The following is a 26,552-nucleotide window of genomic DNA, read 5'->3' on the forward strand; positions in this document are numbered from 1 at the left end:
CATGGCCGTGACCTATTCGATCAGCCTGCCCGACCCCGCCCGCGCGCGCGGCAGCGAACCTACGCTCAGCTTCAGCGCCAACGGCGCCGACGCCTTCGCCGAGCAGCTGCAGCAGGCATTGAGCAGCCCGGCCTGGTTCGAGCGCTGGCGTGCGCTGCAGCCGGAACCGGACGAGGTGGATCCCGCGCTGGGCATCGTCGACCCGGCGGCCACGGTCAGCGGCAAGCAGGACGACCTGCGCATCGATCTGGTCGCCACCACCAGCATTCCCGGCGACATCCTCAAGCAGCGCATGCGCCTGCTCGCCGGCAGCGGCTGGGAACTGCGCAACGTGCGTTGAGCGCATCGTCGCCGCGTGCCCGCGACGACGTGGATCGGCTAGAGCAGCCTTGGTGCAGCCGATGACACCTGTGGGAGCGACTTCGGTCGCGACGGGCCTTGCTGGAGAAGTCTGTCGCGGCTGAAGCCGCTCCTACAGCGCTTGGCCGACTGCAATGAGCATCTAAGGCACCACGCTCTCTGCCGCTGTGCCCGCCGCGCGCCGCGGCCAGCGCCATTTCAGGTTCACCGCCAGCGTGCCGAGCACGATCAGCGCCAGGCCCAGCCATTGCACCGGCACCAGCCGGTGGCCGTACAGCAGGTAGTCCAGCAGCAGCGTGACCAGCGGGTACACGAACGCCAGGATCGCGATCGTCGCCACATGCAGGTGCCGGTAGGAAGAATAGAACAACACGTAGACGATGCCGCTGTGGATCACGCCCAGGCCGGCCAGCCACAGCCAGTGCATGCCCGGATGCAGTGCGCTGCCGCTGGAAAATCCTACCAGCAGCAGCGTGCCCACCCAGCACTGCACCGTCACCACCGCCAGCGGCCGTTCGCGGCTGATGCGCCGCGACATCAGCAGCGACGCACCACACAGCAGCGCCGCCAGCAGGGTCAGCGCGATGCCGAGCAGGTAGCCACGATCGGCGGTCTGCCAGAGCCGCGCCGGGTCCGCCGAGCAGGCCACGCCGACGAACGCCAGCAGCGTCCAACCCAGATCGGAACGGCGCGTGCGCTCGCCCTGCAGCAACGCCGCCAGCAGCAGCATCACGAACGGGAACACGTGATAGACCATCGTCGCCACGCCGATCGACGAGCGCGCCATGCCGGCGAACAGCGCCACCCAGTTCAGCACCAGCAGCACGCCGCTGACCGCCGCGTCGCGCAGCAGCGTGCGTTCGCGCCACAGTCCGCGCAGCTGGCCGCCGAGCAGGCCGCAGACGGTGAGGAACAGCGCGCCGAACAGGCAGCGGTAGAACACCGCGGTCACCGGGTCCTGGCCGCTCTCGTGCACGAACACGCCGACCGAGCCGATCAGCACTTCCGCCAGCAGCAACTGCCACAGCGCGCGCCGCGCGGCGCCGGCGGAAACGGCCACCGCCGCGCTCACAGCGCGATCGTCCCGTGCAGGTACTGCACCGCGCTGCCGCGCACATAGACGTGCTGCGCCTCGACCCGGCAGCCGAGTTCGCCGCCGCGCGCCGAGGCCTGCAGCGCGCTCAGCTGCGACTTGCCCAGCCGCTGCGCCCACAGCGGCGCCAGCGCGGCGTGGATGGAACCGGTCACCGGATCTTCGGCGCCGCCGTTGGCCGGCCAGAAATAGCGCGACACGAAATCGTGGCTGCTGCCGGGTGCGGTCACCGCCACGTCGCGCGGCGCCAGCGCCAGCATCCGCGCCAGGTCCGGCACCACGTCGCGCACCTGGCGTTCGTCTGCGTACACCGCGATGTACGCCTGGCCGTTGACGTAGACCGCCTGCGGTGCGATCGACAAGGCATCGAGCAAAGCCTGCGGCACCGACGCCAACAAGGCCGGCGCCTGATTCGGAAAGCGCATCTCGAACGTGCCGTCGGCCACCCTTTCCACGCCGAGTTCACCGACCGCGGCCGCGCGCAGGCGCAGCGGAAACGGTGCCAGTTGCTGGGTGGCGATCACGAACGCACTGGCCAGCGTCGCATGACCGCAGAAGCCGACTTCCTTCAGCGGCGAGAACCAGCGGATCGCGAACACGCCGTCGGCATCGCGCACGAAGAACGCGGTCTCCGACAGGTTGTTCTCGCTGGCGATGGCCTGCATCAGCGCGTCGGGCAGCCAGGCCTGCAGCGGCACCACCGCGGCCGGATTGCCCTTGAAGCGGACCGTGGTGAAGGCATCGACGACGAACAGGGACAACGGCATGACCGACCTCGCGACGGGGGAGATGCCGGACGCGATGGCCGGCATGGACCCAGTCTGCAATGCGGCGCGCGACCATGACAGATTCAGTTACGCTGTAAATTGACCGATACAGATGAGGCGCCCGCATGCTCTTGTACGAATCGCTCGCCACGCAGCTGCGCCAGCAGATCGAGCGCGGCACGCTGCGCACCGGCGAGCGCCTGCCGTCGATCCGGCAACTGGCCGCCAGCCACGGCATCAGCACCGCCACCGCGGTGCAGGCCTGCCTGCAGCTGGAACGCGAAGGACGGGTGCAGGCACGGCCGCGTTCGGGCTACTTCGTGCGCGCAGCGGCGCAGCCGTTGCCGCCGCTGCCGGTGACGGCGCGGCGGCGCACGCCGGGCATGGTCGACAACCCGGCGCTGCAGGGCGTGCTGGACATGCTCGCGCGCTCGGACCTGGTGCCGCTGCACACCGCCACGCCAGCGCCGGCGCTGCTGCCGGGCGCGCAACTGGCGGCCGCGCTGTCGCGGCAGCTGCGCCGCCACCGCGGCGTCGCGCTCGACTATGCGCCGCCGCAAGGCCACGCCGCGCTGCGCCGGCAGATCGCACAGCGCTACGCGCACTGCGCGACCACGGTGGCGGCGGACGAAGTGGTGGTGACCGCCGGCGCGATGGAAGCGATCAGCCTGGCGCTGCGCACGCTGACCGCGCCTGGCGACGTGGTGCTGGTGGAAACGCCGACCTACCACGGCATTCTGCAGGCGGTGGCGGCGCTGCGGCTGAAGGTGCTGGAAGTGCCCACCCGCGCCGGCCACGGCATCGACGCCGCGCGCCTGGACGCGCTGCTGCAGCGCACGCCTGCGCGCGCGGCGGTGCTGGTGCCCAACTTCAACAATCCGCTCGGCAGCCTGACCCCGGACAGCGCCAAGCGCGCCCTGCTCGACAGCTGCGCGCGCCACGGCACCGTGGTGATCGAGGACGACATCTACGGCGAGCTGGACTGGTCCGGGCAACGGCCGCGTCCGCTGCGCCATTTCGACACGCACGGCAACGTGATCACCTGCGGCTCGTTTTCCAAGGTGCTGGCGCCGGGCCTGCGCGTGGGCTGGCTGCTCGGCGGCGAATGGACCGATGCGCTGGTCCGCGCCAAGTACTTCTCCACCGTCGGCGGCGCCAGCCTGCCGCAGCTGGCGCTGGCCGATTACCTGGCGCAGCACGACCTGGAACGGCACCTGCGCAAGCTGCGCCGCACCCTCGCCGACAACGGCCAGCGCCTGCGCGAGGCGATCGTGCGGCACTGGCCAGCCGGCACCCGGGTCGGCGATCCCGCCGGCGGGCTGTCGCTCTGGCTGCAGTTGGCCGACGGCGGCAGCGGCCAGGCGCTGTTCGAAGCGGCGCTGGCCGCAGGCATCGGCACCTCGCCCGGCCACCTGTATTCCAGCCGCGGCGACTACGCCGACCACCTGCGCCTGACCTGCGGCCAACCGTGGAGCGAGACCCTGGAAAGCGCGATGCGGCGGCTGGGCAAGCTGGCCGCGCGGCTGCCGCGCTGAGCGGTTGGGCGCGGCCGGCCAGAAGATCGCATGCAGCGCTTCACGCTGCACGATGCCGAAACTCGCGCCGGAGCATCGAAGGCAGTCCATCAAAGTCCGGCAATCGCGCCCAACGCCGAGCGGGCGCCCGCGTCGGCGACCGCAGCTGGCCCGCGATGGGCCTTGAACACCAGGGCGTTCCTTGATCCGGGTGTTTGGCAGTGCGCTGTCGTGGTCGCGGGCCACCAGCCTGACGCTGGCCGCGGCCGCGGCCGGCGGCGCGGTGGCCGTGACCGACGCCGCCGTGTTGCAGCATCCGAAGAACCTGTGCCAGCGATGCCGGGTGACCTCGGAGTAGCGCTCGCGACTGAAGCCGCCCATCGTCGGTCAACAGGTGGGAGCAGGTGCTCTGACCTCGTCCTCGACCAAACTGGCCCCACTTACACCGCCGCCGCGCCGATCGCCAACGCCGCGCAGGCGCCGAACAAGGTGCAGGCGAGCATGGCCAGCGCACTGAGCGGGCTGCGCCAGCGCTGCCGCGGGCACGACGATGCAGGTTTGCGGCAAGCGAGCATGGCGCGGCTCCAGTCCGGGAAGACCCGATGGCGAAGGCCGAGGAATCTAGCCGCACGCCGTCTCAACCGGCGCGACCGCGATCGCACAACCGCGCATTGGACGACGCCCCGCACATTTGTTTACGAGCGGCGCCGGCACACGCGCGGAATCGCCATGCAACTGCCACCGCACCGTCATCGTGCAGCAGCGATCGCGATGCCCCGGTGGCGATGGGAGCTGGCCGGTTCGGCAATGCCAGCGGCACACCTCCACGGCACCCAAAGCGGCTCCCTGTCTACTTACAGGCAACCTGACGTTGTGGGAGCGACTTCAGTCGCGACGGGCCTTACCGGTAGCGCCCGTCGCGACCGAAGCCGCTCCCACAATGATGCCCTTGCATGCATCCCGACATCGCTTCCAATGCGGAGGCACGCTGCGCCACCGCATGCGACCGCCGGCGCCCGGCATCACCGGTACGCCGCCGCATCGCGCACGTCAGCCCTGCAGCGCGCGCGCGTGGTGGGCGATGTGCTCGCCGATGAAGCTGCCGATGAAGTAGTAGCTGTGGTCGTACCCAGGCTGCACGCGCACGGTCAGCGGATAGCCGGCGGCGTCGGCCGCGGCCTGCAGCAGCTGCGGCTGCAATTGCTTGTCGAGAAACTCGTCGCCGCCGCCCTGGTCGATCAGCAGCGGCAGGCGCTCGGTGGCGGTGCCGATCAGCGCGGTGGCGTCGTAGGCCTTCCAGCTGGCGCGGTCGTCGCCGAGATAAGCCGAAAAAGCCTTCTCGCCCCACGGCACCTGCGACGGCGCCACGATTGGCGAGAACGCCGACACGCTGCGATAGCGGCCCGGATTCTTCAGCGCGATCACCAGCGCGCCGTGGCCGCCCATCGAGTGGCCGCTGATCGCGCGCGCGCCGGTGGTACGGAAGTTGGCTTCGATCAGCGTGGGCAGTTCCTGCACCACGTAGTCGTACATGCGGTAGTGCCTGGCCCACGGCTCGCGGGTGGCATTGACGTAGAACCCGGCGCCCTTGCCCAGGTCGTAGCCCTCGGCATCGGCGACGTCGTCGCCGCGCGGGCTGGTGTCCGGCGCGACCAGTATCACCCCGTGCTCGGCGGCGTAGCGCTGCGCGCCGGCCTTGGTGATGAAGTTCTGCTCAGTGCAGGTGAGCCCGCTGAGCCAGTACAGCACCGGCAGCGCGGTGTGCTCGGCCTGCGGCGGCAGGTACACGGCCACGTTCATCGTGCAGCCGAGCACGGTCGACTGGTGGCGATAGACGTCCTGCCAGCCGCCGCAGCAGGCATGGTGTTCGATGCGTTCCATTGGATGGATCCCGGATTGGGGGACGCGGCCGGGAGACGCCGACCGCATCCGAAAAACACTGCCGCAGCGCGCCGCCAGGGCGGCACGCCGCAGGCAGCGGGCGTTATTGCAGCACGCCGTTCTTGCGCGCGACGTGGGTGGAGATCGCATCCATCAGCGCCGGCGACAGGCAGTCGTAAGGCTCCAGCTTCAGCTCGCGCAGCCGGCTGCGTACGCCGTCCATCGCTTCCGGGCGGGTGCCGCTCTCGATGATCGAGGACACGAACGCCGCGAAACCCGGCGCCGACCAGCCCTGCTGCGGCGACAGCTCGGTATGCACGAAGTCCAGGCCGTAGAACGGGTGCTCGGTGTTCTCGATGCGGCCGTACAGGTGCACGCCGCAACCGGTGCAGGCATGGCGGCGGATCGTCGCGCTCTCGTCGACGACCTTCAGCTTCTCCTCGTGCGCGGTGACCTTGACCTTGTCGCGGCCCACCACCGCCACCACCGAGAAGGTCGCCCCTTTCGGCTTCCAGCACTTGGTGCAACCGCAGGCGTGGTTGTGCGCGGTCTGCGCTCCCACGTCCACGGTCACCTTGTCGCTGGCGCAGTGGCATTCCAGGGTGCCGCCCTGGAAATTCTCTGCGCCTGCGCGCACACCACCGTCCACCGACGGATGAATCGTTACGGTACTCATCATGCCCCTCCCGGGTTTGTCGCGTACCTGCATGCGCGGAATCGGCCGCGCGCCGGACTGACCGTCAGGTCAGAAATGGATCACGGTGCGGATCGACTTGCCTTCGTGCATCAGGTGGAAGGCTTCGTTGATCTCTTCCAGCGGCATGGTGTGGGTGATGAACGGATCCAGATCGATCTCGCCATGCATCGCCTGCTCCACCATGCCCGGCAATTGGGTGCGGCCCTTGACGCCGCCGAACGCGCTGCCGCGCCACACGCGGCCGGTGACCAGCTGGAACGGACGCGTGCTGATCTCCTGGCCGGCGCCGGCCACGCCGATGATGACGCTCTCGCCCCAGCCCTTGTGGCAGCACTCCAGCGCCGAACGCATCACGTGCACGTTGCCGATGCACTCGAAGCTGAAATCCACGCCGCCATCGGTCAGCTCGACGATGACTTCCTGGATCGGCTTGCTGTAGTCCTTCGGATTGATGCAATCGGTCGCGCCCATGCTGCGCGCCAGGTCGAACTTGCCCGGGTTGGTGTCGATGGCCAGGATGCGCCCGGCCTTGGCCTGCACCGCGCCCTGGATCACCGCCAAGCCGATGCCACCCAGGCCGAACACCGCTACCGAGTCGCCCGGCTTGACCTTGGCGGTGTTGTGCACCGCGCCGATGCCGGTGGTGACGCCGCAGCCGAGCAGGCACACCTTCTCCAGCGGCGCCTCGGGATTGACCACCGCCAGCGAGATCTCCGGCACCACGGTGTATTCGCTGAAGGTGCTGCAGCCCATGTAGTGGAAGATCGGCTGCCCGTTGTAGGAGAAGCGGGTGGTGCCGTCGGGCATCAGGCCCTTGCCCTGGGTGGCGCGCACGGCCTGGCACAGGTTGGTCTTGCCCGACAGGCAGAACTTGCACTTGCGGCATTCGGCCGTGTACAGCGGGATCACGTGGTCGCCGACCTTGACGCTGGTCACGCCCTCGCCGATCGCCTCGACGATGCCGCCGCCTTCATGGCCGAGCACCGCGGGAAAGATGCCTTCCGGATCGTCGCCGGACAGCGTGAACGCATCGGTGTGGCAGACGCCGGTGTGGGTGATGCGGACCAGCACCTCGCCCTGGCGCGGCGGCTCGACATCGATCTCCACGATCTGCAACGGCTGGCCGGCTTCGAAGGCTACGGCGGCGCGGGATTTCATGAGGTTTCTCCTGGACTAGCGGGTTGGGTCGTGGGGTTCGGCTTTACTTGAGATAGGAGCGGACCAGCATGCCCATCTCGCGCACGCGCGCGGCGCGCTGCGTCTCCGAGGCGGCGGCGTGGCCGAATTCTTCGCGGATATGCGCCTGCATCACTTCCGACATCAGGCCGTTGACCGCACCGCGGATCGCCGCGATCTGCTGCAGCACCGCAGCGCAGTCGGCGCCGCCTTCCAACGCCCGCTCCAGCGCCTCGGTCTGCCCGCGCACGCGGCGGATGCGGGCCAGGACGCGTTTCTTCTCGTGGGGCGTGTGCGGCATGCGACGGCGGTCCTGGAACTATACTGGGGGACAGTATATTCCTCCGCCCGCAAAAGAAAACGCCCGCGCGTCCCGGATCGGGCGCGCGGGCGCGCGGCGGCGTCTCAGTCGCCTGGCGCTGAATGGGCGGCGCTGCGGGGCGGAACCGATGCAGCGAACAGCGCCATGGCCCTGGCGCTGTTCGCTCGGCACCAGCGCCAGGCCTGTGATCCCCCGGCAGCTGCAAAGGCCACGGACCGGACAGCGCGCCCGCAATGTGTCAACGCATGTCAGCCATCGACACACAGCGGCCATGAGGCCACCGACGCCACTGCCTATCATGGCCACGCGATCACGCGCCCGCCTTGCACCCTGCAGCGACGGCCCGCCCGCACCAGTTCCAGGCGGCAGCGGCCGCGTCTAGACTGACTGAACTCCGAGCGGCCGCCCTTCAAGATCATGGACATGCACTCCTTCATTCTGGTGGTCGACGACGACCCCGATCTGCGCCGGCTCATCAGCGAATTCCTGCAGGAGCACGGCTATCAGGTGGAGGCCGCGGAGAACGTCGCCGACATGCGCCGGCTGATGGCGATACGCCAACCAGACCTGGTGATCCTGGACGTGATGATGCCCGGCGAGGACGGCCTCAGCGCCGCCCGGCAACTGGCCAGCGAACGCGGCGCGCCGGCGGTGATCATGCTCAGCGCGCTGGGCAGCGACACCGACCGCATCATCGGCCTGGAAGTGGGCGCCGACGATTATCTGGCCAAGCCCTGCAATCCGCGCGAACTGCTGGCGCGGGTGCGCGCCCTGCTGCGTCGCAGCCAGGCGGCGACGCTGCCGCCGGAAGCGCGCGGCAACGTCTACGAATTCGCCGGCTGGCGCCTGGACGTGATCCGCCGCGACCTGCGCGACCCCACCGGCATCTTCATCAATCTCTCCGACGGCGAGTTCGCGCTGCTGCGCACCTTCGTCGAACATCCGCAGCGCGTGCTCAGCCGCGACCAGCTGCTCGACTATGCGCGCGGCCGCGACACCGAGGTCTACGACCGCGCCATCGACAGCCAGATCAGCCGCCTGCGGCGCAAGATCAACGAGCGCGTGCAGACCGAACTGATCCGCACCGTGCGCAACGAAGGCTACATGCTGCTGCCGAGCGTCGCCCGGCTGTGAACGCGCCCAAGCGGGGCCGCCGCGGCATGTCGATCTTCGTGCGCACGTTCCTGCTGCTGGTGGCGGCGCTGCTGACCGCGCAGCTGATCGGCATCGCCCTGCTCGTGTTGCGCACGCCGGTCTACGAAATGCCGGTACATCCGCCGGAGGTGATCGCGCTGCTGACGACCAAGATGCCCGCCGGCACGCGGACACTGAAGGTGCACGACTCGGTGCGGGCGCCGCTGCCCGCGCCGGGGCAGATCCGCGATTCCATCGCCGAGTTCATGATGGCGAACTGGCTGGACGTGACGCCGGAACGCGTGCGTTTCTACCGCAGCAGCGACGAGAACCTGCCCAATCCGAATTTCCCGATGGACGCGCGGAAACGTATGCAGGCGCGTGCCGGCCCCCCCGGCGACGAACGTTTCCTGCGCAACGGGTCGCCGCCGTTCGACGAGCCCGGCCCACCGCCGGGCGTCGCGGCGCAGCCACCTGCGCAACCGCAATCGGACCGGCCCATGCCCGCCGGCGCGTTCGGCGCCACGATGCGTGCGATGGGCGCGCGATGGCGCGACCGCGGCTTCGCGCCCGCCTCTCCGCTGCTTGGCGGGTTCACCGCCGCCCTGCGCCAACCCGATGGCCGCTGGCGCCACGTGGTGTCGCCGCCGCGGCGCATCTCCACCGCATTCAAGACCCAGGTCGCCCTGTTGTTCGTTGCCGGCCTGCTGGCGATGCTGCCGCTGGCATGGTGGTTCTCGCGCGCACTGGCCGCACCGATCAAGCGCTTCGCCGAAGCCGCCGACCGCCTCGGCCGCAATCCCGATGCGCAGCCGTTGCAGCGCAGCGGCCCCAGCGAGATCGTGCAGGCCGCCGACTCGTTCAACGCGATGCAGGCGCGCCTGAACCGCCTGGTCAACGAGCGCACGCACATGGTCGCGGCGATCGCCCACGACCTGCGCACGCCGCTGGCGCGCCTGGCGTTCCGCCTGGAAGGCCTGCAACCGCCGCTGCGCGACAAGACCATCGCCGACATCGACGAGATGAAGGCGATGATCTCCGCGGCGCTGGACTTCATCCACAACGACAGCCGCCGCGGCACCCGCGCGCCGCTGGATTTCCGCCTGCTGGTGGAGAGCGTGGTCGACGATGCCAGCGACACCGGCGCGGACGTGGCCTTCGTCGCCGGACAGGCGATCACCCTCGATGGCGACCCGCTGTCGCTGCGACGGATGGTGATGAACCTGCTCGAGAACGCGCTCAAGTACGGCAAGCGCGCGCGCCTGGAACTGCACCGCGACGGCGCCGACTGCGTGCTGTGGATCGACGACGACGGTCCCGGCATCGACCCGGCCCAGCACGAGCAACTGTTCCTGCCGTTCTTCCGCGGCGAGAACTCGCGCAACCGCGACACCGGCGGCATCGGCCTGGGCCTGTCGGTGGCGCACAGCATCGTGCTCGCCCACGGCGGCGAGATCACCCTGACCAACCGCCCCGAAGGCGGGTTGCGGGTGTGCGTGGAGCTGCCGTGTCAGGCCGCGACTGGCTGAGGTGACAGCGGCATGCAAGCCGATCAGAGGCACGCAAACTTGGCTCGGCACTCCGCCCCACGCGGGAGTGTTCGCCACGACCAGCGACTGCCATCTACCTCGCGCGCAAAATAACTTGCTCAGATCTAAGCTCTACCAGCTCTCGAAGTGCAGTCGGCATCGAATGAACGCCTTGCATCACCGAGCGAAGCGCCAGTTCACCTGGCCAAAGCTGCGGCACGATGCTATCCCCGAGGAAGGCCACGGCGGATGGCAAGAATCCGCCTGAAGACCCTGACAGTAGTCAAAAACAGCGCGAATGCGGCAATTGCAAAGAAGGGCCCAGGGCTTGGACGCACATGCAATGTTGTGAAAAATTTATAGCCACTAAAAATCAAAAGGCCCACGATCACAATGAGCCATGCGATGTTCTTGAAATAGTGGGACGTAGTGAATGGATGGGTCACGGCAGAAGTCCAAAAATGGCTGTTGTCGCATCAGACCCAAGCGGCGCCCCGGGGACGCCTGGCCTGGACGGGCTAAGCGCCATCCGGGTAGTAGCGGAAATGTCCAACGATCGGATAACTGAAAAGAACATCGTCTTCGGCAGTGCCTGCACCAATGTTGTGGAGTATCAGGAGGCGGTCGCTGCTTGGCGCATGGCGATCCGAAACGATCCCGATGTGGGGCAACCCGCCAGCCAGCCGCCACGTCACCAAGTCGCCGGGGCGATAGTCCACGGCACGATCGCTGATCGGCAGCGATGCGCCCTTGCGGGTCAGAAACCGCTCGATGTTGGGCACCCGCCGATGATCGATATTCCTGTCGGTCGATTGGCTCCCCCAAAGCTGCGGATACGCCGAGAAATCCCGACGCATGTCCTCATGGATCAACTGCTGAAAATCGATCCCGAGGTGCCTGTAGGCGCGAATGACGACGTCGGTGCAAACGCCACGGTCGTTGGCGACGTCTCCGCCCGGATAGGCCATGGTGTAGTACTTGGGGTCGTAGACCTCTCCCAAGGACATTCTTTCTCGGCTGGCCGCAATGATGGTACGGACATCAGCAGGCAAGCCTGGCCGAGCTGGCGAATGGGCAGCCGAATCAGGGGGAGTTGCCGATCGTGGAGCAGGGGCCGGCCCCTCTTGCTGCGGCTTGCACGCAGCAATCGCTAGCGCAATGCAGATGCTGATACCAAAGGTTGCGCGGAAGTTGGGCATGGCACCTGACACCAAAATTAAGCAGCCCGCAAAGCGGATTCGTTGAATGCACTATTGAGCACGCTAGCGTGTGGCAGGCCGCTTACGTCGTGGCGTTGCGGACCAAGCCGCTCTGCACGGTGGCAGGCCAGCCGCTGCAACTCCACTGCTCCGCCCCCCCCTCGACAGCGGCGAATCATTCGCCATGAAGGTGTAACACGGCAACTGACGGATGAGCTATCACTGACTTTCATGCTCCGAAGGCCGGCACGTGCATCAACCCACGCCGCAAGACGGCATCGGCTCGACGAATGGCGAGGTATCACTCGCTCACCTCGATGCGGTGAAGCTTGCCGTTGAGCCGATAGAACGCAGGAAGGCCTGCAGCATGCGACAGCGCCGCGATGTCAATCACGTCCTGCACCGTCGCGTCGTCGCCGAGCATCACCACAGAAGTGATGCTCTCCGACGGCTTGGCCAATCGGAGTGCTTTACCTAACTCCGGGACGGTATAGACCTGCCCTTGCCAGGAAAACCCACCTTCAGGGACCGGCGCCACTTCTGCCGGCCTGTCGCTTGCGACAGGCGCCGCGCGCGCAATCGATGCGCAGGCAGCCATCAGGAACAAGGCCGCGAAACATATCCTCATTAGCCCCACGATGGCACTCTCCATGTCGCCTAACCGCGGCTGGATCGCCGGCGGTTCGTGTCGAGTATCCATGATCGACGCGAAGCTTGAAAGAGCGGAAATTACCGATGAATCGGCGAACTGACGAAGTGTGGCTGCACATTGCAGGCCCGCTCGCCCAGCGCTGTGCGCTCAAGGCCGCCGCGGCATCGCCTTGCAACTCCTGTGATCGAGTGGCCACCGCCTCTCTAGCGACCCTTCAGCACTCGCCAACCAGGGCCGTCCCGGCGAAGGCTTGCCATGCCCGGGACTCCGCTTCCATCGCAGAACGTCGTCGCAACCAACACGAGCGCAAGCCCTTCCGAATTCTGGATCGCCGCCCTGCTGATTCTCACCAGCCTAGGGCTGACGAGCTTGTCGCAGCTGTCTGGTTCTCCCAACACCGGCAGGTCCTCGGCTCGGTCGACATAGGTCACGCCAGACAGCATCGGGTCGGCATTGTAGGTCTGGCGCTGCGACAGGTTGTCGAGCAGCGCCTTTAACGGGGCAGGCCAAGAATCATCACTGTCATTGGCCAACGAGCCCTCGGGCCTGATCGTAAAGAACGTGTATTTGGCTTCCGGCCCTTCGTAGTCTGCCGACCGGAGCGTCGCAGACAGGCGGTCGAAGAAGATCGGCTCTTTGGGGCAGTCTCCCGACGGACCGCACAAAGGCGGCTTGCCCAGTTCGTTCAGGAGAAGGCTTCTCACGATCATTCTCTGATCGGATTCGGATGCGCTCACGAATTCGCGCCCTTGAGCGCGCCGCGCCTGCAACTCGTGCCAAGACCGCTTGGCCTGCGGATAGAAGAAGCCGCCCGTCACCATCACTGCGCCTGCGGCGGCGATCAGGAGTATTGCAGACGCCCGAATCTTCGGCATGGATCCTAACGCCCAAGTTGAATGGAGTACACCATCGCATCAGTCGACGTACCTAGGCAGCGCCCGAAAGAGTCCGGAGCTGCCCGAACAAGCGGCGCTGCCATGACACCAGTAGCGATGAGAATGCCGTATGGGTGAATCGCAGGGCAAACACCCGATGCAGAACACCTAGCGGCAGACCATGTTGACCATGCAGCAAGGCAGGTAGCTGCTCATGCATACCACCAGCTGCATTACGTAGAACGCGCCACGGCGCCTGCGTGGACAGCCGGCTCTGGCAACATGCTCGACATCCCTATTTACGAAAGCGCATCCACGCCAGAAAGGCGATCAACGCCACGCCAAGGGCGACGTCCGCCAACCCGAAGACGAGGTTGTACAGCGGCTGGCCGAGAAACGTCAGGTAGGCCTGCCGCAGACCACAGTTGAGACGGCAAGGCCCGATGCCGGCAGGTCGAAGAAAAAGCATGATCCAGCCGTAGCCGATGGTCGTGAGCCCCAGGAGCGTTCCGAACGCCAGAACAAGTCCAGAGGGTCGCCCGAGACGCAGACGTGGAGAGCGCTTCTTCATGCCGCCCGACTGCCATTGAACCGCCAAACGCGGTATCGCACCGGGCATCCACCATCGCCAGGAGACAGAAAACCTGAGGTAACGCGGCCCATGGCCGTGATCGGCGCATCCGCGAAGACACGCGGCAAATGCCAGGCGGCGCTGCAACGCCGGGAATCGCCATGCGTCATCGACGGGAACACGCTACGCCAGGCGCGACGATCAGTAAGCGAACTCGCGGAACACCGGATCGACGTTTTCCTGCCAGGCACCGTGGTACAGCGCCAGCTTGCGCTCGGCCGCGGTCTCGCCGGCGTGGAGGATCTCCACCAGCGGTTCCAGGAAGCGCGATTCGTCCTGGCCGTCGCCGTTCAGGCGGGCGCGGCGGCGCAGGCCGTCCAGCGCGATCTTCACCGACTCGGCGGCCAGGTCCTGCGCCGTGCCGTTGCGGAACGGCAGTTTCAGCGCCTGCCTGGGCACGCCGTCGCGCAGCGCGTGACGTTCGACCAGACTGAAGTCCTTGACCAGGTCCCAGGCCGCATCCAGCGCCGCGTCGTCGTACAGCAGGCCGACCCAGTACGCCGACAGCGCGCACAGGCGGCCCCACGGGCCGGCGTCGGCGCCGCGCATTTCCAGGTATTTCTTCAGCCGCACTTCCGGGAACGCGGTGGTCATGTGATCGGACCAGTCGCGCAGCGTCGGCAGCGCGCCCGGCAGCGCCGGCAGCTTGCCCTGCATGAAATCGCGGAAGCTCTGCCCGCTGGCGTCGACGTAGGTGCCGTCGCGGTAGGAGAAGTACATCGGCACGTCGAGCAGGTAGTCGACGTAGCGCTCGTAGCCGAAGCCGTCCTCGAATACGAAGTCGAGCATGCCGGTGCGGTCGGCGTCGGTGTCGGTCCAGATGTGCGAGCGGTAGCTGAGGTAGCCGTTGGGCTTGCCCTCGGTGAACGGCGAGTCGGCGAACAGCGCGGTGGCGATCGGCTGCAGCGCCAACGACACGCGGAACTTCTTGATCATGTCCGCTTCGGTCGCGTAGTCCAGGTTGACCTGAACCGTGCAGGTGCGGGTCATCATGTCCAGGCCGAGCGCGCCGACCTTGGGCATGTAGTTCTTCATGATCTGGTAGCGGCCCTTGGGCATCCACGGCATCTCGTCGCGGCGCCACTTCGGCTGGAAGCCCATGCCGAGGAACCCCAGGCCCAGTTCGTCGGCGACCTGCTTGACCTCGTTGAGGTGGCTGCCCACTTCCACGCAGGTGTCGTGGATGGTTTCCAGCGGCGCGCCCGACAGTTCCAGCTGGCCGGCCGGCTCCAGCGTCACCGAGGCGCCGTCGCGCAGCAGCGCGATGGTGCGCCCGCCTTCGAGCACCGGCTCCCAGCCGAAGCGGGTCAGGCCGTTGAGCAGGGCCTCGATGCCGCGCTCGCCTTCGAAGGTCGGCGGGCGCAGGTCGTCCAGGCGGAAGCCAAACTTCTCGTGTTCGGTGCCGATGCGCCACTGCGCTTCGGGCTTCTCGCCGGAGGCCAGCACCTCGACCAGTTCGGTGCGGTCGGTGATCGGCGTTTCGGCAACGTGGCTGGGGCTCGACAAGGGCAGGCTCGCACGGAAGATGAGGCGATGTGGGGATGGCCCGCCGACATCGCAAGGGCCGCACTATAACGTGACCGGCGCCCGGCCCACATCGCTACCGGCGGTGCTGCAGCATTCCACATCCGCCGGGTTCGCGCCGGCGCGAGTGAGACGCAGCACTGCCGGCGGCGCCACGCTCGGCTAGGCTGCAGGCCTGTTCCCCCGCCATGCAGGCCGCCGATGCGCCCCGCCCATTCCGAACTGCATCGCGCCGACCGCGCCGGCTGGCTGCGCGCCGCGGTGCTCGGCGCCAACGACGGCATCCTGTCGGTGGCCGGGCTGGTGGTCGGCGTGGCCAGCAGCGGTGCGCCCGCGCCGGCGGTGCTGGCGACCGGCATCGCCGGCCTGGTCGCCGGCGCGATGTCGATGGCCGCCGGCGAATATGTCTCGGTGCAGTCGCAGGTGGACACCGAGCGCGCCGACCTGGCGATCGAGCGCCGCGAACTGCGCGAGGACCCGCACAGCGAGCTGGACGAACTCGCCGCCATCTACCGCCAGCGCGGGCTGGATGCGGCGCTGGCGCGCCAGGTCGCCGAGCAGCTGACCGCGCACGACGCGCTGGGCGCGCATGCGCGCGACGAACTGGGCATCACCGAGACCTTGCGCGCACGGCCGCTGCAGGCCGCGCTGGCATCGGCGGCCGCGTTCTGCTGCGGTGCGGCGCTGCCGATCCTGGCCGCGATGCTGGCGCCGGCGAGCCGCCAGGTGGGGGTGACCGTCGCGGCGACGCTGCTCGGGCTGTCGCTGACCGGCGCCCTGGCGGCGCGCGCCGGCGGCGCGTCCGGGGTGCGCGGCGCGGTGCGCGTGGTGTTCTGGGGTGCGGCGGCGATGCTCGCCACCGGCGCGGTCGGCCGGCTGTTCGGCGTGCAGGTCTGATCCGACGCTTCACGGCGGACCCGCGACCGGAGCGATCGCCTTCCTGGCGTTCCAGCGGGTCCGGGCGGCTTGGCGACGTGCACCGAACAGCATGACCAGCGCAACGGCACCCGTCTTCACCAACGACATTAGCCGATCGCAACTGCGCCAACGGCAGGCCGCAGCGCGCCGGCAGCGGGCATGCAGCGCTACGCGCTGCTGTAGCATCGTCTTCGATGGCCGATACCCACGACCCCGAATTCCTGCTGCTTGCGCAACTGGCGACGCTGGTGGAGTGCGAACGTGCCGAAGGCTACGCCTGCATCGCCGCGCGCAGCGAACACGGCGCGCGCTCGGTCGACATCCCGCGGCCGCAGCTGGCGATCCTGCTGCAGGGCCGCAAGCAGGTGCGCACCGCGACGCAGGCGCTGGAGTTCGTGCCGGGCGATCTGTTTCTGGTGACCCGGCGCTGCCGCATCGACGTGGTCAACATTCCCGACCCGCACAGCGGCCTGTACCTGACCGCGGTGATCCCGCTGTGCGAGGAAGCGCTGAGCGCGGCGCGCACGTTGTGGAACGAGCCGCTGCCGGCGGCCGGCGAGGAACTGGCGCGGCTGCGCGCGGTCGAGTTCGGAAGCGCGTTGCTGCAGTGGCGGCAGGCGCTGCAGGATGGCCACTACACCGAAGCCAGGCTGGCGCTGGCGGCGCTGGTGGTCGCGTTCTGCCGGCGCGGCCACGGCGGATTGCTGTTGCCGCCCGCGCCGAGTGTCGCCGCGCAGGTGCGCGAACTGGTCGCGGCGCAGCCGCAGCGCGCATGGCGTTCGCGCGATCTCGAGGATAGCCTGGGGCTGAGCGGTGCGACCCTGCGCCGGCACCTGGCCGGCGAAGGCACCACGTTGCGCGAGCTGATCGTCGACGCGCGCCTGGCGCATGCGATGGAACTGCTCTACACCACCCGCTGGCCGCTGAAGACGGTGGCCGCGCGCGCCGGCTACCGCTCCACGCGCAGTTTCAGCCAGCGCTTCCAGCAGCGCTACGGCCTGGATCCGGCGAGCATCGGCAACTAGACCCAGTTGCGCCACGCGCAACGCACCACGCCGCGAGCGCCGCGCGCAGCCGAATGAGCGAATCGCGCAGCGCCATCCGCGCAGCATGCACGGACCGCGGCGAACGCCGCTTCCCTGCTGGAACGTCTCATGCCCGTTTTCGTATCGCGCCCACTGGCCCTGCTGGCGCTGGCCGCCGCCATGGCCGTCTCGTCGCCGCCGGCCGCCCGTGCCGCCGCGCCGGCCGCACCGGCCAGCCAGGTTCCCGGCGTCTATCGCCAGGCGATCGGCACGCTGCGCGTCACCGCGCTGTTCGACGGCACGGTGCCGTTGCCGCGCGCGCAACTGTCCAATCTGGAGTCCGGCGCGATCGCGCGCCTGCTCGACCACCGCTACGTGCCCGAGACGCCGCAGGGTCTGCAGACCGCGGTCAACGCCTACCTGATCCAGGACGGCACGCACCTGACTCTGGTCGATACCGGCACCGCCGCCTGCTTCGGCCCCGGCCTGGGCCAGGTGCTGGCGAACCTGCGCGCGGCCGGTTACACGCCGGCGCAGGTGGACGACGTGCTGCTGACCCACGCCCATCCCGACCACATGTGCGGCCTGCTCGATGCGCAGGGACAGGCCGCCTATCCCAACGCCACGGTGTGGCTGAGCGCGGCCGATGCCGCGTACTGGCTGGATCCGGCCAGCGAAGCGGGCGCACCGCAGATGCTGAAGTTCGCATTCCCGCTGGCGCGCGCGGCGGCGGCGCCCTACCAGGCCAAGGATCGGCTGCGCCGCTTCCGGCCCGGCGACGCGCTGCCCGGCAACGCTGTAGCGCTGGACACGCACGGCCACACTCCTGGCCACGTGTCCTATCGCTTCGACGGCGGTGGCGGCCAGCAGCTGCTGGTGTGGGGCGATCTGGTGCACTACCACGCGGTGCAGTTCGCGCAGCCGCAGGCCTCCTACGAGGCCGACAGCGATCGCGCTGCGGCGATCGCCGCGCGCAAGCGGACCATGGCGCATGCCGCCGACGGCGGCTGGTGGATCGCCGGCGCGCATCTGCCGTTCCCGGGACTGGGCCATGTGCGCCGCGACGGCGCTGCGTTCGCCTGGGTCCCCGCCGAGTTCGCGCCGCTGCCGGCGACGCCTTGAGTGCAGCCTTCTCCCGGCGGGAGAAGGAAGAACAGCCGCGGCGCGCTTGAGCCCCTCTCCCGTCGGGAGAGGGGTTGGGGTGAGGGTACGGCGCGAAGCGTCTCGCGGAGTTTGGGTACACGAGGCTTCGCCCGTACCCTCATCCGCCCCTGCGGGGCACCTTCCCCCGAAAAGGGGGCCATGGTCCCGAGGGGAGAAGGAAGAAGCCAAGCCCCTCTCCCACCGGGAGAGGGGTTGGGGTGAGGGTCCGGCGCGAAGCGTCTCGATGAGTCTGGATGCACGAGGCCACGCCCGTACCCGCATCCGCCCCTACGGCGCCCGGCATCGCGCTTGCGATGCAGCCAACGCAGACACGACCGCCGCTTGCTGCCGATCGCAGGCAGCACCTGCGCAGAAGACGCCGGAGGTCCGGCGCCGCCGCACTCATTCCGTAGCGGTCGGCTCCGTATCCAGCCCCAGCCAGCCACCGACGATACCGCGCGCCTCGTCCACGCCCTGGCGGGTCTCGCCAGAAAACAGCTGCACGCTGACCGTGTCGCCGAAGGAACTGGACAGGTCCTTGCGCACCTGCTGCAGCGCCTGCGCCTGCTGGCCGCGGCCGAGCTTGTCGGCCTTGGTCAGCAACGCGTGCGCCGGCAGCCCGCGCTGCACCGCGTAACCGAGCATCTGCCGGTCGTAGTCCTTCAGCGGGTGGCGGATGTCCATCACCACTACAAGGCCGCGCAGGGCGTCGCGGGTGCGGAAATACTTGTCGATGAACGACTGCCAGTGCGCCTGCAGCTCCAGCGGCACCTTGGCGTAGCCGTAGCCGGGCAGGTCCACCAGATAGCGTTCGGGCTGGATCTGGAAGAACACCAGCTGCTGGGTGCGGCCGGGGGTCTTGGACACGCGGGCCAGCGCGTTCTGACGGGTGAGCGCATTCAGCGCGCTGGATTTGCCGGCGTTGGAGCGGCCGGCGAAGGCCACCTCCCAGCCCCCGTCCTCCGGCAGCTGCCGGGGGTTGTGGGCGGAAAGCAGATACTGGGCACGTTCTATTAGGAGCGACATGGCGCTAGGATCGCACGTCCGCCGGCCCGGGCGGGGTTCATTGACCGGCAGGGCGCGGCGCAGGGATAATCGCGCGAATGCGGTCGCCGGCCCGGCAGCCGCGGGTCGGGTCACACGGAGCTTCAGCTAATGCGCCACGCTCGCGTTCTTGCCTTTGCTGGTCTAGCGGTTTCCGCCGCCGCTGCGGTCGCGTTCGCGCAGACCTCGGTGGTTCCCATTCCGGACAACGCGCCGGTGCGTACCGCGCCGCTGGAAGGCGACGTCAGCAAGGCCGCCTGGGGCGATGCCAAGGCCGGCCAGGCCAAGGCCGCGTCCTGCGCCGCCTGCCACGGTGCCGACGGCAATCCGTCGATCGCGATGTATCCGCGCATCGCCGGCCAGAGCGAGCGCTACAGCGCGCGGCAGATGGCCTTGATCGCGCACGGCGAACGCACCACCGGCGCGGTCGCCGCGATGGTCCCGTTCGTGCAGCCGCTGAGCGCGCAGGACATGCGCGACATCGGCGCCTATTTCGCCACGCAGAAGGCCGGCGCCGGCATCGCCGACGACGCGGTGGTCAGCGATGGCCCGTATGCGGGCATGAAGTTCTACGAGGTCGGCCAGCAGCTGTACCGCGGCGGCGATCCGGCGCGCGGGATTCCAGCGTGCATGGCCTGCCACGGCCCCACCGGCGCCGGCAATCCTGGCCCGGCGTATCCGCACCTGGGCGGCCAGCACGCCGACTACGTGGCGCGGCGCCTGCAGGAGTACCAGTCCGGCACCACCCAGGAACGCGATCCGGCGCTGTTCAAGATCATGGCGCAGGTGGCCAAGCCCTTGACCGAGCAGGAAATGAAGGCACTGGGCAGTTATCTGCAGGGCCTGCACGATCGCGCCGACGACGCGGCCGCGGCGCAGGTCACGCCAGCGCAAGCGGCGCCACAACCGGTCGCGCCTGCGCAACAATCCTGATCGCGCGCCGCCGCGGCGGCGCCGGACCGCTTCCCTCTCGCGCCGGTCGTCACGACCGGCGTTCGTTTTTTGCCATGGAGATCGCATGAACCGTCTGCCCCGCCTGCTGCTGTGCCTGCTCACCCTGATGCCGCTGGGCGCCTGCGCGCAGCCCAAGGCCGCCACCGTGGTCGAAGGCGAGGACTACGCGCTGATCGCCAAGCCGCAGCCGTTCGCGCCGCTGGCCGGCAAGATCGAGGTGGTGGAGGTGTTCGGCTACACCTGCCCGCACTGCGCGCACTTCGAGCCGATCCTGGAAGAGTGGACGCGCAAGCAGGGCAAGGATGTGCGGGTGACGCTGGTGCCGGGCGCGTTCGGCGGTTTCTGGGACAGCTACGCCAGTGCGTTCTACGCCGCGCAGAAGCTGGGCGTGCAGACCCGCAGCCACCACGCGCTGTTCGAGGCGATCCACGACAAGCACAGCGTGCCGGTGCAGAACGTGGCGCCGGAGGAGCTGGCTGCGTTCTATGCCGCGTACGGAGTCAAGCCGCAGGACTTCGTCGCCGCCTACAACAGCCCGCAGGTGGCCGCGCAGGTCAAGGCCGCGCGCGATTTCGCCGCGCGCACCGAGATCCCCGGCACCCCGGCGCTGGTGATCAACGGCAAGTACCTGGTCAAGGGCAAGAACTTCCAGGACATGCTGCGCATCGCCGATGCGCTGGTCGCCCGCGAGCGCGCGGGCAAGTAATCCGGCGGGCGCTTCATCCCTTCTTGAGCACGTCGCGCCGTTGTTGCGCGTGCATGCGACAAGGAAGAGGCAGGAAGTCGCGCCCAAGCGATGAAGCGGCCGCGTGCGTGCGCAAGAGCGGCGCTGCGGGTTGGGCCTGCAGGCCGGCGGCCGCGCGGCTTGACCTGATCGCCAGTCGGGCGCTACGCCACGCAGCGCCAACTGACTGCCTGCCAGACCCAATGCGGCCTGCTCAGGGAGGAATGACACGTCCGGCAGCGCGGCGCTTCATCCGCACCATGGCATCATGACGGGGTTGCCTGTCGCGCTTTTTCGGCGCGGCCGGCGTTTGCCCCCATCCTGCTGGAGATGCCGCCGATGAAGACCCGCTTCGCCCTGACCCTGATGGCCCTGCTGCCGATCCTGGTCGCATGCAAACCCCAGGACGGCACTGCCGACACCGCCGCTCCGGCAGCCGACGCGCCCGCCGCTGCGCCGGCGGTGCCCGCCACCAGTGACACCGCGCCCGCCGCCGCCGACAATGCCTCCACCCCGGCCGCCGATGCCGCCGCGCAGCCTGCCGCCGACACCCCGTCCGCACCAGTCGCGGCACGGACGCCGAGTGGCGCCGAACCGGTCGCCGGCACCGACTACGCCGACATCGCGGGCGGCCAGCCGTTCCAGCCGACCAACGGCAAGATCGAAGTGGCCGAGGTGTTCGGCTACGTGTGCCCGGCCTGCGCGCGCTTCCAGCCGCAGATCGGCCCGTGGAAGGCCGGCCTGCCGTCGGACGTGCACTTCGTCTACGTGCCGGCGATGTTCGGCGGCACCTGGGACGACTACGCCCGCGCGTTCTACGCCGCCGAGGCGCTGAACGTGCAGGAAAAGACCCACGAAGCCCTGTACAAGGCGATCCATATCGACCAGACCCTGAAGGGCGAGCGCGGCCGCGATTCGGTGCAGGACATCGCCGGCTTCTACGCCAAGTACGGCGTGGACGCCAAGCAGTTCGCCGACACCATGGGCAGCTTCGCGGTCAGCACCAAGACCAATCGCGCCAAGCAGTTCGCCACGCGCAGCGGCATCACCGGCACGCCGTCGCTGATCGTCAATGGCAAGTACCTGGTCAAAGGCAAGAACTACGACGACATGCTGCGCATCGCCGATCACCTGATCGCGCGCGAACGCGCCGCGCTGGCCAAGTAAGCCCGAGGCCCCGCCCCACCGTGACCGTTCCCGCCACCCGCACGCTGCGCGTGCTCACCGCCAATATCCAGGCCGGCTCCAGTACGCGCCGCTACAGCGACTACGTGACCCGCAGCTGGTCGCATGCGCTGCCTGCGGGGAGCAAGCGCAGCAGCCTGGACGCGATCGCGCAGTTGGCCCGCGAGCACGACATCGTCGGCCTGCAGGAAAGCGATCCGGGCAGCCTGCGCTCGGGCTTCACCAACCAGACCCACTACCTGGCCGAGCGCGCCGGCTTCAACTACTGGAGCCACCAGCCGAACCGGCGCATGGGCGGCGTGGCCTCCAGCGCCAACGGCCTGCTCAGCCGGCTGGAACCGGTCGAGGTGCAGGACCATCCCCTGCCCGGCCGGCTCGGCGGGCGTGGCGTGCTGCTGGCCAAGTTCGGCGACGGCGCCGAGGGGCTGGCGATCGCGGTGGCGCATCTGTCGCTGGGCGCCAATTCGCGCGCATCGCAGTTGGCCTTCATCGCCGAATTGCTGTCCGACCATCCCAACGCGGTGCTGATGGGCGACTTCAACTGCGTCGCCGACCGGCCGGAGATGCAGGCCCTGTACAAGCGCACCCGGCTGCAACCGCCGGGCTGCGTGGTGCCGACCTTCCCCAGCTGGCGCCCGCAGCGCGCGATCGACCACATCCTGGTCAGCGACGGCCTGCGCTGCAACGAACAGCGCGCCTTGCCCGCCGCGTTCTCCGACCACCTGGCGGTGGCCACCGAGATCGAAGTGCCGCAGGGGATGTTGCGCTAGCGATAACGACTGCCGCGCTTCCTGTAGGAGCGGCTTCAGCCGCGACAGGGCTTTACCGGTAAAGCCCTGTCGCGGCTGAAGCCGCTCCTACAAAAGCGGTCGCCACGCGGCGCTTCCGACTGCAGGCGCGATCGCCAGCGAATGCGTTTCCGGCAACCCGCTAAAAAAGCTGTGGGCGCCCTCCGGAACGAAACGCTAGCGGCTGCCACGGTTTCCTGTAGGAGCGGCTTCAGCCGCGACCGGGCTTTACCGGTAAGGCCTGTCGCGGCTGAAGCCGCTCCTACAAAGGCGCAGCCGCTCCTGCGCGCTCTATCGGCCTCATGCATTGTGGGAGCGACTTCAGTCGCGACGGGCCGTATCGGTAAAGCCCGTCGCGACTGAAGTCGCTCCCACAAGGGGCTACCCTCTGGATCGGAAGGCGACTAGAACTTCAGGTCCGCACGCACGTACAGATAGCGCCCGCCCGGGATGTCGTAGGTGGACGCGTCGTAGCCGTTGAGCGAGCACGACAGGCAGATCGGCGGGTCCTTGTCGAAGACGTTGTTGACGCCGCCGCTGACGGTCAGGCCCTTCAGCCAGTCGATGCGGTACCCCAGCTGCACGTCGTGGTAGGTGGTCGCATCCAGCGTGTTGGTGCCGGCCGCCTGGTCGCTGCATACCGGGAACGCCACCGCGTCGCCGCACTGCTCGGTCAGTTCGGAAATGTGCCGCACCGTCCACGACGCGTTCCAGCGATCGAGCGACCAGTCCAGGGTCAGGTTGCTGGTCCACTCCGGGATCGCGCTGTCCACCACTTCCACGCCCGGTTCCTGCGGCTGCACCTGGCCGGCGGCGCCGGTGGCGACATAGCGGGTGACGAAGGTGTTCTGCCAGCCGATCTTGAAGCGTCCGGCCGCGGTCTCCGGCGAGGTCCAGAACAGGTCCACGTCCCAGCCGTCGGTCTTGATCGAGCCGAGGTTGGTCAAGCGGTTGTTGAAGCCGTTGATGCCGCCGGTGGAGGCGCGGGTGATGCCGGTGCAATAGGTCGGATCGAGCGAGTCCACGCACAGGTCGAGCTGGGTCTGCGCGTTGATCGCCTGGATCGCACCTTCGATGTCGTGGCGGTAGAAGGTCACCTCGACGTCGAAGCGGTCCGACCACGGCACGTTGCTGGCGAACCACGGGCTCCACACGAAGCCGGCGCTGAAGCTGCGCGCTTCCTCCGGCTCCAGCGCGCGGTTGCCGCCGGTGGTCACCGAGATCTGCGAGTTGGCCTGCTGGTAGCCGGCCGGCACGCCGAGCGCGGCGCAGTTGGCGGCGCTGCCGCGCGGCGGGGTGCCGCCGAGGCCGATCGAGCACGGATCGGACAGGGTCAGGTCGGCGCGCGCGGCCGAGCCGTACAGTTCGCCGATGGTCGGTGCGCGGAAGCCTTCGGCGAAACTGGTGCGCAGCACGAAGTCCGGCGACACCTGCCAGCGCAGGCCGTACTTCGGGGTGAACTTGCCGCCGAAGGTGGAGTAGTCGGAATAGCGCCCGGCCAGGCTCAGGTCGAGTTTGTCGCCCAGCGGCGAGTCGGCGAAGATCGGCACGCTCAGTTCGAGGTAGGCCTCCTTGACGTCGTAGCTGCCCTCGGTCGGCAACGACGGCACGCCGTTGTAGTGGCCGATCACGGTCAGCGGATCGGGCTGGTACCAGCCCTCGTACTTGCGGTATTCCACGCCGGTGGCGAAGGACACCGCACCGGCCGGCAGGGTGAACAGGTCGCTGCTGAGGTTGGCGGTGAACTGGGTCAGCTCGTTCTGGCTGCGGTCGCGCACCACCGGCTGGATCCAGCGCAGCATCTCCGGAGTGATGCTGCCGGCGCCGCCGAAGATATCCAGCGGCACGCAGCCGGCCACCGCCGCGCATGCGGCCGGGTCGCCCAGCGCCAGGTTGATGTTGTAGATGTTGTAGCTGCCGTAGTTGGTCTGCTCGGCCTTGTTCTTGCTGTAGGCGCCGTTGACGTCCCAGAACCAGGTGCGGTCGGCGCTCTCGAAGCTGCCGATGAAGCCGGTGCCGACGTACTGGGTATCCACGCGCTGCTCGAACACGCGCGCGCCGCCTTCCACCGGCCGGCGCCCGATCATGATCAGGTTGCTGGCCGAATCCAGGTCGAAGCCGAACGGGTTGTACGGGTTGGCCGCGGAGATGACGATGTTGTCGGCCAGCGGATTGCCGGTGCCGGCATCCGGGCCGAGGAAGATCGGTTCCGGCCCGGCCTGGTTGGTCGACTCGCGGCGGTTGCCGAGCACCTTCAGGTACCACTGCACGTCGTCGTTGAAGAAGTAGCGGAACTGGCCGAACACGCCCTTGCGTTCGGACGGGGTCAGCAGCAGGTTGGAGGCGGCGAAGTTGTAGCGGTCGGAGGTACCGAAGCAGTGGTAGTCGTCGCTGCGCGTGCAGCCGGCGCTGCCGTCGTAGGCCGGGCCGCGCACGCCGCTGTTCAGGGTCAGGTCCTGCTCGGCGCCGGTGACCGGATCGACGAAGATGAAGCGACCGTCCGGCGTGGCCGAGCTGGCGAAGCTGAGCCCGGTGCCGGGCACCGGATACAGCGACTGCTTGCGATCGCGCGCGTAGATCGGGTCCTGCTTGGTGTAGCTGGCGCCCAGGAACAGGCTGGTGCGCTCGGTACTGTGGCCCCAGGCCAGGTCGAAGCCCTTGCTGGCGCCGTCGCCCTTGTCGTACTGGCCGTAGTTCAGCGTGACCTGGCCGCCGTCGAACTTGCGCCGGGTGATGATGTTGACCACGCCGGCGATGGCGTCGGAGCCGTACAGCGACGAGGCGCCGTCCTCCAGCACTTCGATCCGCTCGACGATGGCCAACGGGATGGTGTTGAGGTCGGTGGACGAGCCCACGCCCGAGGCCGAGGACTCATTGACCCAGCGCATGCCGTCGACCAGCACCAGCACCCGCTTGGCGCCCAGATGGCGCAGGTCCACCTGCGCAGAACCGGCGCCGACACCGCTGCCGTCCGGCGGGAAGCCGAAGTTGCCGGAGGAGTTGAACTTGGCGTTCAACGCCGAGCCGGACGCGGTCAGCTCCTGCAACACGTCGCCGATCGAGTTCAACCCGGTGCGTTCGATGTCGGCGCGGCTCAGCGTCTGCACCGGCACCTGGCCTTCCAGCTCGGCCCTGCGGATGCGCGTGCCGGTGACCTGGACGCTGTCCAGGGTGGTGGCCGACTCGGGGGCAGCGGGCACGGCCTGCTGGGCGATGGCCAGCCCGGGCGAACCGGCCAGCAAGGACAACGAAACGGCGAAAACCAAAGGATGGCGGTGCAGGAAATTCATCCGTCTCTCTCTCCAGAAAGGATGTGGGTCGGCCGCTGCGACCCCCTGCACCGCGACGGCGTGACCCACTTTGTAAACAAAACGTAAACGCTAAGCAAGCGCCAGGAGCCGGATTCGGACAGTCCCG

The 26,552-nt window shown here is 68.5% G+C and carries 26 protein-coding genes; 12 read left to right on the top strand and 14 right to left on the bottom strand.

Annotation, left to right across the window (positions count from 1 at the left end):
* The first annotated feature begins 1 nt into the window (after position 1).
* Complete coding sequence (locus NUG20_RS17510; RefSeq protein ID WP_263395698.1) at positions 2 to 340, top strand: hypothetical protein; 339 nt, start codon at positions 2 to 4, stop codon at positions 338 to 340.
* Positions 341 to 502: 162 nt separating this feature from the next.
* Here the strand turns inward: NUG20_RS17510 and NUG20_RS17515 are convergent, their stop codons facing one another.
* Complete coding sequence (locus tag NUG20_RS17515; protein ID WP_263395699.1) at positions 503 to 1,432, bottom strand: DMT family transporter; 930 nt, start codon at positions 1,430 to 1,432, stop codon at positions 503 to 505.
* Positions 1,429 to 2,220 carry a PhzF family protein gene (locus tag NUG20_RS17520; protein ID WP_263395700.1) on the bottom strand — a complete coding sequence of 264 codons (792 nt, stop codon included), beginning with the start codon at positions 2,218 to 2,220 and terminating at the stop codon, positions 1,429 to 1,431. The genes NUG20_RS17515 and NUG20_RS17520 overlap by 4 nt, the downstream gene beginning before the upstream one ends.
* Positions 2,221 to 2,345: 125 nt before the next feature.
* Between NUG20_RS17520 and NUG20_RS17525 the strand changes: the two genes are divergently transcribed.
* Positions 2,346 to 3,755 carry an aminotransferase-like domain-containing protein gene (locus NUG20_RS17525; RefSeq protein WP_263395701.1) on the top strand — a complete coding sequence of 470 codons (1,410 nt, stop codon included), beginning with the start codon at positions 2,346 to 2,348 and terminating at the stop codon, positions 3,753 to 3,755.
* A gap of 181 nt (positions 3,756 to 3,936) precedes the next feature.
* On the top strand, positions 3,937 to 4,092 hold the full coding sequence (locus tag NUG20_RS17530; protein ID WP_263395702.1) for a hypothetical protein: 156 nt from the start codon (positions 3,937 to 3,939) through the stop codon (positions 4,090 to 4,092).
* Between the two features lie 82 nt (positions 4,093 to 4,174).
* Here the strand turns inward: NUG20_RS17530 and NUG20_RS17535 are convergent, their stop codons facing one another.
* The 5 genes from NUG20_RS17535 to NUG20_RS17555 all read right to left on the bottom strand — a co-directional run bounded on the left by NUG20_RS17535 (position 4,175) and on the right by NUG20_RS17555 (position 7,789).
* Entirely contained in the window at positions 4,175 to 4,309 is a 135-nt protein-coding gene (locus tag NUG20_RS17535; protein ID WP_263395703.1) for a hypothetical protein, read from the bottom strand.
* 475 nt (positions 4,310 to 4,784) lie between these two features.
* On the bottom strand, positions 4,785 to 5,615 hold the full coding sequence (fghA, locus tag NUG20_RS17540; RefSeq protein ID WP_263395704.1) for an S-formylglutathione hydrolase: 831 nt from the start codon (positions 5,613 to 5,615) through the stop codon (positions 4,785 to 4,787).
* Between the two features lie 103 nt (positions 5,616 to 5,718).
* On the bottom strand, positions 5,719 to 6,291 hold the full coding sequence (gene gfa / locus NUG20_RS17545) for an S-(hydroxymethyl)glutathione synthase (RefSeq protein WP_263395705.1): 573 nt from the start codon (positions 6,289 to 6,291) through the stop codon (positions 5,719 to 5,721).
* Positions 6,292 to 6,360: 69 nt separating this feature from the next.
* A complete protein-coding gene (locus NUG20_RS17550; protein WP_263395706.1) occupies positions 6,361 to 7,470 on the bottom strand; it encodes an S-(hydroxymethyl)glutathione dehydrogenase/class III alcohol dehydrogenase in 1,110 nt (369 codons plus the stop codon).
* Positions 7,471 to 7,513: 43 nt separating this feature from the next.
* Positions 7,514 to 7,789 (bottom strand): metal/formaldehyde-sensitive transcriptional repressor, encoded by a 276-nt coding sequence (locus NUG20_RS17555; protein ID WP_179567232.1) that lies wholly within the window; start codon positions 7,787 to 7,789, stop codon positions 7,514 to 7,516.
* Between the two features lie 438 nt (positions 7,790 to 8,227).
* Between NUG20_RS17555 and NUG20_RS17560 the strand changes: the two genes are divergently transcribed.
* Positions 8,228 to 8,944 (top strand): response regulator, encoded by a 717-nt coding sequence (locus NUG20_RS17560; RefSeq protein WP_263395707.1) that lies wholly within the window; start codon positions 8,228 to 8,230, stop codon positions 8,942 to 8,944.
* Positions 8,945 to 8,970: 26 nt separating this feature from the next.
* The gene (locus NUG20_RS17565; protein WP_263395708.1) at positions 8,971 to 10,473 is read left to right on the top strand and encodes an ATP-binding protein; all 1,503 of its coding nucleotides are present in this window, start codon (positions 8,971 to 8,973) and stop codon (positions 10,471 to 10,473) included.
* A 518-nt stretch (positions 10,474 to 10,991) separates the two neighbouring features.
* On the opposite strand, the gene NUG20_RS17570 is transcribed toward NUG20_RS17565, so the two are convergent.
* The 5 genes from NUG20_RS17570 to NUG20_RS17590 form a co-directional block, all read right to left on the bottom strand.
* Positions 10,992 to 11,480 (bottom strand): DUF1287 domain-containing protein, encoded by a 489-nt coding sequence (locus NUG20_RS17570; protein WP_263395709.1) that lies wholly within the window; start codon positions 11,478 to 11,480, stop codon positions 10,992 to 10,994.
* Between the two features lie 493 nt (positions 11,481 to 11,973).
* The gene (locus NUG20_RS17575) at positions 11,974 to 12,372 is read right to left on the bottom strand and encodes a hypothetical protein (RefSeq protein ID WP_263395710.1); all 399 of its coding nucleotides are present in this window, start codon (positions 12,370 to 12,372) and stop codon (positions 11,974 to 11,976) included.
* A gap of 155 nt (positions 12,373 to 12,527) precedes the next feature.
* Positions 12,528 to 13,199: a hypothetical protein gene (locus NUG20_RS17580; RefSeq protein WP_263395711.1), complete on the bottom strand. Its 672-nt coding sequence runs from the start codon at positions 13,197 to 13,199 to the stop codon at positions 12,528 to 12,530.
* Between the two features lie 295 nt (positions 13,200 to 13,494).
* Positions 13,495 to 13,770 (bottom strand): hypothetical protein, encoded by a 276-nt coding sequence (locus NUG20_RS17585; protein ID WP_263395712.1) that lies wholly within the window; start codon positions 13,768 to 13,770, stop codon positions 13,495 to 13,497.
* A gap of 201 nt (positions 13,771 to 13,971) precedes the next feature.
* Entirely contained in the window at positions 13,972 to 15,336 is a 1,365-nt protein-coding gene (locus tag NUG20_RS17590; protein ID WP_263395713.1) for a glutamate--cysteine ligase, read from the bottom strand.
* 219 nt (positions 15,337 to 15,555) lie between these two features.
* Between NUG20_RS17590 and NUG20_RS17595 the strand changes: the two genes are divergently transcribed.
* The 3 genes from NUG20_RS17595 (at position 15,556) to NUG20_RS17605 (ending at position 18,419) form a co-directional block, all read left to right on the top strand.
* On the top strand, positions 15,556 to 16,251 hold the full coding sequence (locus NUG20_RS17595) for a VIT1/CCC1 transporter family protein (RefSeq protein ID WP_263395714.1): 696 nt from the start codon (positions 15,556 to 15,558) through the stop codon (positions 16,249 to 16,251).
* Positions 16,252 to 16,466: 215 nt separating this feature from the next.
* Complete coding sequence (locus tag NUG20_RS17600) at positions 16,467 to 17,297, top strand: helix-turn-helix domain-containing protein (protein ID WP_263395715.1); 831 nt, start codon at positions 16,467 to 16,469, stop codon at positions 17,295 to 17,297.
* Between the two features lie 129 nt (positions 17,298 to 17,426).
* Positions 17,427 to 18,419, top strand: coding sequence for an MBL fold metallo-hydrolase (locus NUG20_RS17605; protein WP_263395716.1), 993 nt, complete (start codon positions 17,427 to 17,429; stop codon positions 18,417 to 18,419).
* Positions 18,420 to 18,842: 423 nt separating this feature from the next.
* Here the strand turns inward: NUG20_RS17605 and yihA are convergent, their stop codons facing one another.
* Entirely contained in the window at positions 18,843 to 19,466 is a 624-nt protein-coding gene (gene yihA / locus NUG20_RS17610) for a ribosome biogenesis GTP-binding protein YihA/YsxC (protein ID WP_263395717.1), read from the bottom strand.
* Between the two features lie 129 nt (positions 19,467 to 19,595).
* On the opposite strand from yihA, the gene NUG20_RS17615 reads away from it, so the two are divergent.
* The 4 genes from NUG20_RS17615 to NUG20_RS17630 all read left to right on the top strand — a co-directional run bounded on the left by NUG20_RS17615 (position 19,596) and on the right by NUG20_RS17630 (position 23,117).
* Positions 19,596 to 20,417, top strand: coding sequence for a c-type cytochrome (locus tag NUG20_RS17615; RefSeq protein ID WP_263395718.1), 822 nt, complete (start codon positions 19,596 to 19,598; stop codon positions 20,415 to 20,417).
* An 85-nt stretch (positions 20,418 to 20,502) separates the two neighbouring features.
* Positions 20,503 to 21,144 carry a thiol:disulfide interchange protein DsbA/DsbL gene (locus NUG20_RS17620; RefSeq protein WP_263395719.1) on the top strand — a complete coding sequence of 214 codons (642 nt, stop codon included), beginning with the start codon at positions 20,503 to 20,505 and terminating at the stop codon, positions 21,142 to 21,144.
* Between the two features lie 357 nt (positions 21,145 to 21,501).
* Complete coding sequence (locus NUG20_RS17625; RefSeq protein WP_263395720.1) at positions 21,502 to 22,329, top strand: thiol:disulfide interchange protein DsbA/DsbL; 828 nt, start codon at positions 21,502 to 21,504, stop codon at positions 22,327 to 22,329.
* Positions 22,330 to 22,349: 20 nt separating this feature from the next.
* Complete coding sequence (locus NUG20_RS17630) at positions 22,350 to 23,117, top strand: endonuclease/exonuclease/phosphatase family protein (protein WP_263395721.1); 768 nt, start codon at positions 22,350 to 22,352, stop codon at positions 23,115 to 23,117.
* 422 nt (positions 23,118 to 23,539) lie between these two features.
* Here the strand turns inward: NUG20_RS17630 and NUG20_RS17635 are convergent, their stop codons facing one another.
* Entirely contained in the window at positions 23,540 to 26,425 is a 2,886-nt protein-coding gene (locus NUG20_RS17635) for a TonB-dependent receptor (protein WP_263395722.1), read from the bottom strand.
* Positions 26,426 to 26,552 lie beyond the last annotated feature (127 nt).

It is taken from the genome of Xanthomonas sp. CFBP 8443 (assembly GCF_025666195.1).
Classification (GTDB): domain Bacteria; phylum Pseudomonadota; class Gammaproteobacteria; order Xanthomonadales; family Xanthomonadaceae; genus Xanthomonas_A.